A 12,008-nucleotide genomic window follows, 5' to 3' on the forward strand; every position below is an offset into this window, starting at 1 on the left:
GGGTGACCAGCTTGGAACGAAAGGCAGTGGTTACTTTCAACGAAATCTACAGTTTACAACCCTTAGTTATTTAATTTTAATAAGTCAATGCCAGCCCCACACCAAAGCCCATATCGCTATCATAGTGGGTACGTATACCTATATTCTTATTAATGATATACCTAAGTTCTCCCATATACTCTAAGTCGGTATTCACCATAAAACCACCTCTTAGTCTTTTTGAAATTGGTATATCTTCACGCATTAACTGCAATCTCACAATTCCATCATGATATACTTCTGCCTGAAAATTGACCAGCATAGGTAACGTATACATAAACCCTAAACTGAACGCCCTGCGGGTGTCTTTCTTGTTGGTTTGTCCAAATATGTTCTTTTCGTGTTCATCTTCTCCCATTTTACGGTAGCGGTAATCAAAACCTACAAAGGGCATGAACCATTGCATCTTTCCAATGTATCTACCTAAATGGGTTTCTACTTCATAACCGTGCATACTATTATAGCCTAAACGCCATTCTGTTCCTAATTGGTAGCGTGCATTCATTAGCATAGCTTCTCCATCATTACCATTGGTTGCAAAATCGTTTTGTGCCATAAAATGAGGCATATTACTTTCTCTTTGCAATTCTTTATAGGCTTTTGCCTTGTCGGGTAGATAGGGGTTATTGTAGTCTCCAACTTCAAAGACCCTGTTCATTCCCGCCATCATGTGATATAATATATGGCAATGAAAGAACCAATCACCTTCCTCATTTGCTAAAAACTCAATGGTATCTATTTCCATAGGCATGATATCCAACACATTTTTAAGCGGCGATTTTTCGCCTTTTCCGTTTATCACCCTGAAATCAAATCCGTGAAGATGCATTGGATGCCGCATCATTGAATTATTATAAATGGTAATCCGTAGAATTTCTCCTTTTTTTACAGGTATTTTGTCAGTTTCCGAAAGTATTTTATTATCCATGCTCCATACATAGCGGTTCATGTTGCCAGTAAGTGTGAATTTCAACTCTTTTACAGGCGCATCATTTGGAAGAGAGGTGTTATAAGGTGATTGCAACATAGCATAATTTAATGTTTTGATGTCTCCCAAGGCATTAGCGTTGTAACGGTTAGCGTCGTTATCCATATCCATACCCTCATGCTTACTGTGGTCTGCTTTTTTTGTTGCATCTCCGGTAATTTCGGGATACATCACTACATTCATGTCCATTTGGTTAAGGCTCATCTTCATGCCCATATCGTCCAAATCGCCATTCATTTTCATCATATCGTTCATCATCTTCATCCCCTCGAAATACTTCAATCGTGGGAGTGGAGAAATAAGCTGTTTGACCCCATCACCTATAAAGTAACTCGCAGATTGTGTCCTGTCTTCGGTTGTTGCTAAGAACTCGTAAGCCAAACCATCTTGAGGGATAGTCACTACAATATCGTAAGTTTCAGAAACGGCAATGATTAACCTGTCCACCTCTACAGGCTCAACATCATTCCCATCATTCGCTACTACTGTAATTTTTCCTCCAGCATACCGTAGCCAGAAATATGAAGACGCCCCTCCATTGGAAACACGCAATCTGACTTTGTCGCCTGCTTTTAGCTTTTTACCATCAATTGTTTTCAAATCGGTGCTATGGCTACCATTTATTAGGATTTTATCATAGTAAACGTCACTGACATCCATCGCCAGCATCCGCTTCCACTCGTTTTTTACCTTTACCCCTAATTTTCCCTCCTTAATAGCTTCAACATATGATTGTGTTGCGCCTTTCTTAATGGCCGCCCAATCATTTGCATTGTGTAGCATACGGTTGATATTATCGGGGTTAAGATTTGTCCACTCACTTAATATAATTGGAACGGTCGGCAAATCGTCAATTCCTTTTCTGAATGTCTTATCATCGCTTCTTTTCTTCATGATAAAACTTCCGTACATGCCAATCTGCTCCTGCAATCCTGAGTGGGAATGGTACCAGTGCGTACCATGCTGGATAATCGGAAAACGGTAGGTGTAGGTTGTGCCCGGTGCGATGGGTTTTTGTGTAAGCCAGGGCACACCGTCTTCTTTATTGGGCAGGAACACACCATGCCAGTGAAGTGATGTGCTTTCTTTCAATTGGTTGTGCACCACTATTTCGGCAGTGTCGCCCTCGGTAAAGGTAAGGGTGGGCATGGGGATTTGCCCGTTTACGGCAATTGCCCTTTTTTGCTTACCTGCATAGTTGACAAGCGTATCTTTTACATACAGCTCGTAATGCACCACTCTCTGTGCAAACAGCGTTTGCGTGCAAAGCAGTATCAGCACTGTTTGCAAAATTCTTATAGGTATTTTATTATATCTGTTCATGATTTGAAAAATTTTATTTAATGCTGTCTTCCATTGTGCTAAACCACGCTATCAAAACCTGCTTATCCTCCGGTGACAATACTGCATTGCGATGAATTAGTGTGTATGATGACAACGGCATTTCCCCGTCCTTAACCTGCCCGGCCATAGCCCTGAACTTGTTTCGCTGTCTGCGGACAGAATAGTCGCCAAATTCGCTAAAGTTGAGTTCCTCTTTCCCCTTTTTTATATGCTCTGCCATGTACCATGCGCCGGGCTGGATACGGCTGTACCACGGATAATGGGTATTGTTGCTATGGCAGTCATAACAGGACTGAACAAGGATAGCCTTTACATTTTGGGGTACGGCGTACACCCTTTCGATATGGGTGGCTGGCACTTCAACCGCCTGGTTCCGTAAGGGCTGAAAGAACTGTATGGCAATCAGGACGACAGCCAGCCCCAATATGATTTTCTTCTTTATGGTCATAATTATTTTATTGTGGCTTCATCTTTTTGTGTCTACTGTTTTTTCACATACTTGGCATAATTCTCCTTGTTTTCAAAATAAGAAACTTGACCGTTATTTCCTGTCACAGCAATCACCGCATTCGCTTTGTCTACCTGCTTATGGGAATAGGGGTCTATCGCCATCCGCACGGTCGCATCTTTTGGAATACGTTCCTTACACATTTCGCAACATCCGTAATAGGTTTTACCATCAAATTTTACGTCAAACTGCCTTTTGCCCATATAGGCATCGTTGACCATGCAGACTTCATCCGATGGAACCAATTCACCTATTTGGTTACTATGCCCGTGGCTTTCCGGAGTTGCCTGCGAATGCTGTGTCGCTTCATCCTTATTTGACCCTACCTGTCCGCAAGCGGTGAATAGCAGGGCTGATAAGGAAATAAAGCCGATTATTATTTTGTTCATGTCCAAACTTGTTTTTTTAAATTTTATTATTTACTTTCTTCAAACTCTTTTAGCTTGCGCTTCATTAGTTCAATTTCTTCCGCTTGGGTTTTAAGTATATTTTTTTGCAGCTCTATCAGTTCCGGGTCGGTCAGGTGTGCCTTTTCGGACATCAATATGGCTGCTGCGTGATGGGGTATCATACCCTTTGCAAACTGCTTGTCCCCGACATTGATTTGTTCCCTGATACCAAACCATGAAAAGATGCCAACAGCAACCGAGATGATGGCTATCGCCCAATTCATCTTCCTGTTGGGGTACATTACTTTCATTATCGCTAATTCGATAAGCAGCATTGCCGAGGTCATCAGCAGGGTCATGTACAAATTGTTGATATTGGGTATCAGGTTCTGCCACCCGTCAATCATGGCGTACATGATAAAATACATCACTGCGAACATGGCTAAAGCCATCACCGCAAAGCGTTTGTACATGGCCGAAGCATGTTTTGTATTGTGCGTGCCATGCTCCGAGGAATGACCCGCATGGTGACTGTTTTGCATATTTTCCATAACCCTGAATTTTATTTGCTGTTAATTGTTTTTTCCACCTTACCGCAGGTCAGCATTTTAGAACCGTAGTAAGGGTTTTTGATTTCCTTGTTTTCGCTGAACCAAACAGCACCCTTACCGTCATTGAACATCGGGCAATGGTCCTGATACAATGTTTGCGATGTACCGAACAAATCAATCAGGTCTTTCAAATCTTCGCCAAGCGAGGCCAAATGTTCCCGTTGGTGGTGAATGTTGCCAACATTTTCGTTGATATGTTCCGCATGTTCTTTTGCATCGTCCGCTATTTCCATGTACTGTTTATGCTTATCGGCAGGAATAGCTTTCAAGTCCACTTTATTCAAAGTGGCTAATAGTTTTTTTCCTGCACTGGCTGCAGCTTTGTCATTGTCTGAAACAAGGGCATTCTTTAATGAAAGATAATCTGTAACGATGGGTGCGATAGAAAATTTCTTTTCTTGTTCAGTTGCTGTTGTTTGCTGACCGTTCGGTGTTTCACTTACGCCAGGCGCAGCTATCGTATCACCTCCGTTTGGTTGGGAAACTGTCTGTTCTTGTGATACATCTGAAGTATCGTTTGAAGATTGCTCGTTCTTGTTCGACACCTGATTGCATGATACTGTTATAAATGCCATGGTAACGGCAATAATTGATAATGTTAGATTTTTCATTTTATTTATTTTTTGATTTTTAAAAAACTTGCGTTAATAGCCACTACAATGGTACTTACACTCATCAGTACAGCGCCCATGGCAGGACTTAGAATAAAATTTGGATAGAGTACGCCTGCTGCAAGCGGTATTGCCACTACGTTGTAGCCAACCGCCCATATCAGGTTCTGTACCATTTTTTTATAGGTAAGTTTGCCGAAGTCGATCAATTTGACCACGTCCCTCGGATCGCTGTCTACCAATATGATATCCGCTGTTTCGGCAGCAACGTCCGTACCAGAACCAACGGCAATACCGACGTCTGCCTGTGCCAGTGCCGGTGCATCGTTCACACCATCACCTGTCATTGCCACGACTTCGCCTTTATCTTGAAACTCTTTTACTTTTTCTTGCTTGTTGTGTGGAAGCACATTGGCTAAATATCCGTCCATTCCTAATTTCTCTGCTACCGCAGCAGCAATCTTGTCGTTATCCCCGGTGAGGAGAAAGGACTTAATACCCATTTTTTTGAGCTCATCAATCGCTTGTGCCGAACCCTCACGGATGCTATCTGCCAACGTAATGATGCCGATTACCTGATCATCAATGAGAACGAAGTTTACCGTTTCGGCTTCCTGATTGATTTCGGCTGGAACTTCTGGCATTTGAAGGTGGTTTTCGGTGAAATAATTCGGACCGCCAGCTACGACATTTTTACCGTTTACAACACCTTTTACACCTATGCCCTGCATATAGCTGAAGTTTTGAGATTTCCATAAGTTGAGGCTCTTTTCTTTCAACGTAGCCATGATGCCTTTTGCAATGTGGTGTTCTGAATTTTGCTGTACTGCGGCAGCGTACTGGATAACCTCATCGGCATTATATTCCTCTGTTAATGGAATGACCTTTTCTACAGCATGTGAGCCTTTAGTGAGCGTTCCTGTCTTATCAAAAATGACTGTAGAGAGTTTTCGGGTTGTTTCAAACGCTGTTCGGTTGCGGATAAGCAGACCATTGGTTGCAGAAAGCGTTGTGGAAATGGCAACTACCAACGGGATTGCTACGCCCAATGCGTGCGGGCAGGCTGTTACCATCACTGTCACCATTCTTTCAAGCGCAAAGGCAATATCTCCACTGCTTGCATACCAATAGGCAAATGTGGCTATGCCCACGGCAATGGCAATAAAGGTGAGCCATTTGGCAACTTTGTCCGCAAGGTTTTGCGTATTGGACTTAGTGGCTTGTGCCTCCTGCACAAGATTGATAACCCTGTTCAGGTAGCTGTCTTTTCCAACGGCTGTTACCTTAACTTTCAGCGCACCATCGCCATTGATAGAGCCTGCGATGACCTTTCCGTCCTTTTCCTTTTTTACGGGAACACTTTCTCCGGTAAGCATACTCTCGTTGATATATGAAAGCCCATCCAGAACCAATCCATCGGCTGGAATTTTTTCACCCGGTTTTATGATAGCCGTTTCACCGCTTTGCAGGTCTTCGAGCTTTATCTTTACGGCTTCTCCGCCACGTTCCACGGTAACATCGTTGGGCAGCAAAGCCACCAATGACTGCAATGCCCGTGAAGCAGCCATTTGGGAACGCATTTCCAGCCAATGCCCTAACAGCATGATGTCAATAAGGGTTGCCAGTTCCCAAAAGAAGTCCATACCCTGCAAGCCAAATACAACGGCTACGGAATAAACATAGGCTACGGATATGGCAATGGCGACAAGGGTCATCATGCCTATGGCTTTGGCTTTTATCTCGCCAATCATTCCTTTTAGGAATGGCAAGCCTCCATAGCTATAAATCACCGTACCCAATGCCAGCAGCACATATTTATCGCCATTGAAAGCAAGGGAGAAACCCAACCATTGCTGTATCATGTGAGACAGGAGCAGGATAGGGATTGTAATGACAAGGCTTATCCAAAAACGTGTGAGGAAATCGCCTGTATGATGTCCCTCATGTTTATTAAAGGTTTCATCAGCATGGCCATGTTGAGAATGCCCGGAATGCCCATGTTCTGATGTGTGTTCATGAGAAACTGACGCACCGCCAACGGGAACCAATGCCATGCCACAGAGCGGGCATTTGCCCGGTTCGTCTTTTAGCACCTGTGGGTGCATAGGACAAGTATATTTTTTCATAACAAGGGGTTTTAAAAGTTATGTTGCACTTAATTTTTTTGCCATCTCATGGGTCATTTCTTCGGCATAAGTACCATAGGCATCAACAAGTACGCCTTTATTCTTACCATCATTGGACGATATGGCATAAATCACGGCATTGTTATCAGGACTGCTGTCGAGGCTTTCAAACCTATGAGTTTCCGTAACCGTAAAATCCTCCGGTTTTAGTTTCAGGCTCCTTGACGTACAGTACAGACAGTCCGGCAACAGACTAAAGTCCATACTGTACCCACGTTGTCTTAGGTCTTTAAGCGCCTGCACCATGTCATTGTACTGTACCATAGCTTTCAGACCTGTTATTTAATGGTTTCGACCGTACTGCCGCAGGTAAGCATTTGTGAGCCGTAATATGGATTTTTAACGGCATTCTCCTTACTTAGCCAATTGGCTCCCTTACCTCCATTGTACATAGGGCAGTGCTGGTAATAAACGGGGGTATCCTGCTTAGAAACTTTGGCAAGTGTGTAGATGCTTTCCGAAAGTGCCGCAAAAGCACTTCTTTGTTTTGCAACATCTTTTGATTTTGAAATGCTTTCCGCATTGGCCGTCAAATCCTGCATCACTTTCATCCAAGCCGTATGTTCCTCTGCCGATAGCTTGTTCATATCGACTGCTTTAAGGGATGCAGCCAATTCAGCGGCTTTGGCAGATGCGGTCGCCGCATCGGTTTTTATCAAAGCGTCTTTCACTGAAAAGTAGTTGTCAAATACAGCTTTTAGCTGTGATTGGTTTTGAGCTGCATCTTTGTTAGCTGCCATTTGGCTATGGTCGTGATTGCCATGTCCGGCATTCATGTCCATGCCAGCCTCTTTGTTTTTGGCAACCGTCTTCACGGGTCTATCATACTGGCAGCAACCAGCCAGTTTAGCATATACGTCATCCGGCGCACGGAACTTCTCGCTGTCATAACCAGCCAAAGCGATACGTTTCAGGATTTCATCCTGATTTGTTTTGTCGCCGTCATACGTGAGCGTAGCCATCTTGGTATCTTTGTTCCAGTCCACACTGGCTACCTTTTTTACGTTACCTGCTTTTTCGATGGTGGCTTTGCACATACCACAATTGCCATAAATTTTTACGGTTTCCGTTTTCGCATTCTTGATTTGTGCAAACACGTTTATTGATGATAGTAATACGGCGATTACCATCACTATTTTTGATAATGATTTCATAATAATATACATTTTCGGAAAAGGGGTATTAGCAAACCCATTTCCCTTGAATTTTAAAATAAATAGTACAAATAGGGGATTTGCAAAAGCCGGAATAGCTTTTGACAAGGCACACCTATGGCTATCAGGCCATAGTTTTAGCTTATTTTAGGAGGTAGCCAAATGAAGAAAAATCCCGAAGAATAGTAGGCTTCCTTGAAACCGAATTTTTGCTTTTTAACTTCAGCAAATGGATTTTTAGCTTTTAATTCGATTGGGATTGGTAAGTATAGGGAGGTAGTTGAAGCACTGCATCTGCAAGAGCTATGTGAACAACCACCATCGCAGTTGCCGCTTTTGCATTTTTTGCAGGATTTGCCCTTACAACCTTTTTTATGTTCTGATTTTTTGGATTTCTCTTTTGAGCAGGACCGCTCGGTCTTTGTCGAATTTTTGGAACAGGCAAAACTCTGGCTTGGTATCATAAAGAAAACCAGACAGAAGAGTGTCAAAATGCCTATATGTATTCTATAATTTTTCAACTCAACAAAGTTACAAATAAGATTGGTTTTTTATATTGTTTTTACATTTTTTTTTGCTATATAGGCAAAATTTCTCTATATAAACAAACAATGTTACGACCACAACAAGATATCCTCTTTCTTCAGGGTTTGATGAAATGCCTTTTTCGGCAACCCAACCTTCAGAAAATTCGGTCGGAAAAAGGACATTTCAAAAGGTAGTTGGCTTAGGCATTCAAAGGTTCTATTTTGAAGCCTGCCTTTTGTACGGTCGATATTACTTCCTGCTCGGTAATGCCCTCGGACTTCACTGTAAGTACCTTGTCCTTGTTGGCCGTGTCCACTTCCCAATGGCATATGCCCTCTGCCTTGTCCAAGTGCGGTTTTACAGATGCGATACAACCGCCGCAATTGATGTTCGTCTTGAATTGAAATTGTTTATTTTCCATTGTTAATAAATTTTAAAGTTATCTGATTATGCAAATTTCCGTACTATTCAGTTCAGTATTGTTGTGTAATTTCTTGTTTGATTTGTGAGATTTACTGTTTTATTTCTTCCACTTCAACCGCAGGCTGTTACTGACCACGCTCACACTGCTCAATGCCATTGCCGCACCCGCAATCATCGGGTTGAGCAGGAAGCCGTTAACAGGGTAAAGGATGCCTGCCGCTACCGGAATGCCGATTACGTTGTAGATAAACGCCCAGAACAGGTTTTGCTTGATGGTGGCTACGGTCTGTTTGGACAAGCGTATTGCCTGCGGTATTTTGGTCAGGTCGGATGAAATGATGGTCATCTTGGCTACGTCCATTGCGATGTCGCTGCCTTTGCCCATTGCGATACTTACATCGGCTGTTGCCAATGCGGTGCTGTCGTTGATACCATCGCCCACCATTGCCACTACCTTTCCTTTACTTTGCAGTTCTTTCACAAAGTCGGCTTTGTGCTGTGGCAAAACTTCGGCTTTGTAATGCTTGATGCCTGTCTGCTCCGCAATGGCTTTAGCGGTAGCTTCATTATCTCCGGTCAGCATATACAGGTCAATGCCCATTTCCTGCATGTCCCGGATAGCCTGCACCGATGTTTCCTTAATCTTATCGGCGATAGCGATTACAGCAAGAGCCTGTTTGCTGTTTGCAAACCAAATAACGGTTTTGGACTGTTTGCCCCATTCTTCGGCCTGGTCTTGTAATTCGCGGGCAATGGCAATGTTGTTTTCTGCCAATAGCTTTTTGTTGCCTACATAATAGGTTTCGTTGTCATGGTCTGCTTTTGCGCCTTTGCCCGTAATGCTGTCGAACATGGATAAAGAGGTGGTCGCTACCTCATCAAGATGCTTCACTACGGCTTCTGCCAATGGATGCTCGGATTGCTTTTCGATGCTCAAAAGGATTTCTTTTGCGGTGTCCTCATTGTTCAGCCATTTAATGCCCGTTACCTGTGGTCTTCCCTCGGTGATGGTTCCGGTTTTGTCCAAAACGATGGCATTTACTTTTTTGGCCAGTTCCAAACTTTCGGCATCCTTTATCAAAATGCCTTTCTCCGCACCTTTACCAACGCCTACCATAATAGCGGTGGGTGTCGCTAAGCCTAAAGCACAGGGGCAGGCAATGACCAATACCGTAACGGCTGCCAACAGACCTTGAACAACCCCGTTTTCGCCTCCCAAAATCAACCATAGTGTAAATGTCAGGATGGCAATGCCTATCACTGTGGGAACAAAGATGCCCGCAATCCTATCGACCAGTTTCTGTACGGGTGCTTTGCTTCCCTGTGCATCCTGCACCATTTTGATGATGTGGGCAAGCATGGTTTCTCTGCCCACTTTTACCGCCTTGAACCGGAAGCTGCCTTTTTGGTTAATCGTTCCTGCAAATACTTTTTCTTTTTCTTTTTTCAATACAGGTACAGGCTCACCGCTTAACATGCTTTCGTCCACATACGAATTGCCCGATATGACCATGCCGTCTACCGCAATCTTTTCACCGGGCTTTACGAGTATCACATCGCCTGCGCTTACGTCTTCGATAGCGGTCTGCTTTTCCGTTCCATCCGCCTGTACCACGATGACCGTTTTTGGCTGCAAGCCCATCAGCTTCTTAATGGCAGAAGAGGTGTTGCCTTTGGCTCTTTCTTCCAGCAGTTTCCCTAACAGGATGAATGCGATAATAACGGCAGCCGCTTCAAAATATACGTGGGCGTGCAGTCCCCGTTGATGCCAAAAGTCGGCAAACAGCATATTGAAAACACTGAACAGGTAGGCAATACCTGTACTCAATGCCACCAGCGTATCCATATTGGCGGAACGGTGCTTTGCCTGCTTCCAAGCGTTTACAAAAAAATCCCTGCCCAACCATATTACAACGGGTGTGGAAAAGAGCCACATTATCGGGTCTGCATAGGGCATATCCATAAAGAACATTCCTATGATTACCACGGGCAGGGAAAGGATAATTGCCCAAATGGTCTTGTTTTTCAAGGTTCGGAATTTCTTTTCGTGGATGGCTTCAAGCGTTTCCTGCTGCTTGGTTTCGTCTTCAATCAATAGGTCGTAACCTACTCCCTGAACCGCTTTTTGCAGGGTGGAGGCATCGGTCATATTGGGCAGATATTCCACGGTAAGATTGCCCGTTGCAAAGTTCACGGAAGCATTAACTACTCCCGGTTGGTATTTAACAATGCTTTCGGCACTGCCCGCACAGGATGCACAGGTCATGCCCAATACCGGAAAAGCACTTTTAACCGTAGGAACTCCGTAACCTAAATCTTTAATTGCCTTAACAGCTTCGCCTACGGTTTCATTGCTATCTACTGTAATCGCTGCCCTGCGGTTGTTCAGCTCTACTTTATGGGTTTCTACGCCTTTTACCTGTGCCAATCCCTTTTCAACGATTAATGCACAGTGTTCGCTTTCTACATCCTCCAATGGAATGTATATATTTTCTCTGTTTGTCGCCATATTTGCCTGCTTTAATTAACAATACAAAATTGGCTATTATATTTATTGGTACTGTTGTGAAATTTTGGATTTGATTTGTAAGATTTACTTACACTTTATCCAACGGTTTTCTTTTATCCTCTTTAATCTGTTTGAAATGGCTTGGTGTTAGCCCGGTAACTTTTTTAAACTGGTTACTCAAATATGCCACGCTCGAATAATTTAGGCGGTTCGCAATCTCACTTAATGACAACTCATCATACACCAACAATTCTTTGACTTTCTCCACCTTTTGGGCGATAAAGTATTTTTCAATGGTTGTACCCTCTACCTCTGAAAACAGATTGGACAGGTAATTGTAATCGTGATGCAATTTGTCACTCAATACATCGGAAAGGTTGGTTTTTACATCACTATCCTGATGGTGTACCAGGTCAATGATAATGTTCTTTATCTTTTCTATTATCCTGCCTTTTTTATCGTCAATTACTTCAAATCCTAATGGCTCTAAAGTTTTGGACAAATTCTCTTTTTCCAGAGATGTTATTTCTTTGGAAAGAATAACTTCGCCCAGTTTTATATTTTTAGCATCTAATCCCAGTTTTTCCAATTCGTTTTGTACCACCATAATGCAACGGTCGCAAACCATATTTTTAATAAAGATTGTATTCATATTTATTTACTGACTACGTTTAGTATTTAATACATAAGCAATAAACAAATTTACAATTTAAGTTTA

At 43.0% G+C, this 12,008-nt stretch carries 11 protein-coding genes; all 11 read right to left on the minus strand.

Annotated elements, in window-relative coordinates; genetic code table 11:
- Positions 1 to 76 precede the first annotated feature (76 nt).
- The 11 genes from DUT71_RS19360 to DUT71_RS19415 all read right to left on the minus strand — a co-directional run bounded on the left by DUT71_RS19360 (position 77) and on the right by DUT71_RS19415 (position 11,942).
- Positions 77 to 2,350 carry a multicopper oxidase family protein gene (locus tag DUT71_RS19360; RefSeq protein WP_113664199.1) on the minus strand — a complete coding sequence of 758 codons (2,274 nt, stop codon included), beginning with the start codon at positions 2,348 to 2,350 and terminating at the stop codon, positions 77 to 79.
- A 13-nt stretch (positions 2,351 to 2,363) separates the two neighbouring features.
- Positions 2,364 to 2,819, minus strand: a complete 456-nt coding sequence (locus DUT71_RS19365; RefSeq protein ID WP_070566710.1) for a heme-binding domain-containing protein — start codon at positions 2,817 to 2,819, stop codon at positions 2,364 to 2,366.
- Positions 2,820 to 2,851: 32 nt separating this feature from the next.
- Positions 2,852 to 3,268 carry a hypothetical protein gene (locus tag DUT71_RS19370; protein ID WP_113664200.1) on the minus strand — a complete coding sequence of 139 codons (417 nt, stop codon included), beginning with the start codon at positions 3,266 to 3,268 and terminating at the stop codon, positions 2,852 to 2,854.
- Positions 3,269 to 3,294: 26 nt separating this feature from the next.
- Positions 3,295 to 3,819, minus strand: coding sequence for a DUF305 domain-containing protein (locus DUT71_RS19375; protein ID WP_113664201.1), 525 nt, complete (start codon positions 3,817 to 3,819; stop codon positions 3,295 to 3,297).
- An 11-nt stretch (positions 3,820 to 3,830) separates the two neighbouring features.
- Positions 3,831 to 4,490, minus strand: a complete 660-nt coding sequence (locus tag DUT71_RS19380) for a DUF3347 domain-containing protein (RefSeq protein WP_113664202.1) — start codon at positions 4,488 to 4,490, stop codon at positions 3,831 to 3,833.
- 5 nt (positions 4,491 to 4,495) lie between these two features.
- Positions 4,496 to 6,616, minus strand: coding sequence for a heavy metal translocating P-type ATPase (locus tag DUT71_RS19385; protein WP_113664203.1), 2,121 nt, complete (start codon positions 6,614 to 6,616; stop codon positions 4,496 to 4,498).
- A gap of 18 nt (positions 6,617 to 6,634) precedes the next feature.
- On the minus strand, positions 6,635 to 6,940 hold the full coding sequence (locus tag DUT71_RS19390; RefSeq protein ID WP_113664204.1) for a phosphoribosylpyrophosphate synthetase: 306 nt from the start codon (positions 6,938 to 6,940) through the stop codon (positions 6,635 to 6,637).
- A gap of 14 nt (positions 6,941 to 6,954) precedes the next feature.
- Complete coding sequence (locus DUT71_RS19395) at positions 6,955 to 7,830, minus strand: DUF3347 domain-containing protein (RefSeq protein ID WP_113664231.1); 876 nt, start codon at positions 7,828 to 7,830, stop codon at positions 6,955 to 6,957.
- 727 nt (positions 7,831 to 8,557) lie between these two features.
- Positions 8,558 to 8,779, minus strand: coding sequence for a heavy-metal-associated domain-containing protein (locus DUT71_RS19405; protein ID WP_024566625.1), 222 nt, complete (start codon positions 8,777 to 8,779; stop codon positions 8,558 to 8,560).
- A 99-nt stretch (positions 8,780 to 8,878) separates the two neighbouring features.
- Complete coding sequence (locus tag DUT71_RS19410) at positions 8,879 to 11,290, minus strand: heavy metal translocating P-type ATPase (RefSeq protein WP_113664206.1); 2,412 nt, start codon at positions 11,288 to 11,290, stop codon at positions 8,879 to 8,881.
- Positions 11,291 to 11,378: 88 nt separating this feature from the next.
- On the minus strand, positions 11,379 to 11,942 hold the full coding sequence (locus DUT71_RS19415; RefSeq protein WP_024566623.1) for a helix-turn-helix domain-containing protein: 564 nt from the start codon (positions 11,940 to 11,942) through the stop codon (positions 11,379 to 11,381).
- Positions 11,943 to 12,008: the final 66 nt, after the last annotated feature.

The organism is Pedobacter nanyangensis (genome assembly GCF_003313505.1).
In the GTDB taxonomy this organism is placed as follows: domain Bacteria; phylum Bacteroidota; class Bacteroidia; order Sphingobacteriales; family Sphingobacteriaceae; genus Pedobacter; species Pedobacter nanyangensis.

Coding starts and splice junctions, on each gene's coding strand:
- DUT71_RS19360 (WP_113664199.1), bottom strand. CDS start 2,350: ATGAACAGATATAATAAAATACCTATAAGAATTTTGCAAACAGTGCTG.
- DUT71_RS19365 (WP_070566710.1), bottom strand. CDS start 2,819: ATGACCATAAAGAAGAAAATCATATTGGGGCTGGCTGTCGTCCTGATT.
- DUT71_RS19370 (WP_113664200.1), bottom strand. CDS start 3,268: ATGAACAAAATAATAATCGGCTTTATTTCCTTATCAGCCCTGCTATTC.
- DUT71_RS19375 (WP_113664201.1), bottom strand. CDS start 3,819: ATGGAAAATATGCAAAACAGTCACCATGCGGGTCATTCCTCGGAGCAT.
- DUT71_RS19380 (WP_113664202.1), bottom strand. CDS start 4,490: ATGAAAAATCTAACATTATCAATTATTGCCGTTACCATGGCATTTATA.
- DUT71_RS19385 (WP_113664203.1), bottom strand. CDS start 6,616: ATGAAAAAATATACTTGTCCTATGCACCCACAGGTGCTAAAAGACGAA.
- DUT71_RS19390 (WP_113664204.1), bottom strand. CDS start 6,940: ATGGTACAGTACAATGACATGGTGCAGGCGCTTAAAGACCTAAGACAA.
- DUT71_RS19395 (WP_113664231.1), bottom strand. CDS start 7,830: ATGAAATCATTATCAAAAATAGTGATGGTAATCGCCGTATTACTATCA.
- DUT71_RS19405 (WP_024566625.1), bottom strand. CDS start 8,779: ATGGAAAATAAACAATTTCAATTCAAGACGAACATCAATTGCGGCGGT.
- DUT71_RS19410 (WP_113664206.1), bottom strand. CDS start 11,290: ATGGCGACAAACAGAGAAAATATATACATTCCATTGGAGGATGTAGAA.
- DUT71_RS19415 (WP_024566623.1), bottom strand. CDS start 11,942: ATGAATACAATCTTTATTAAAAATATGGTTTGCGACCGTTGCATTATG.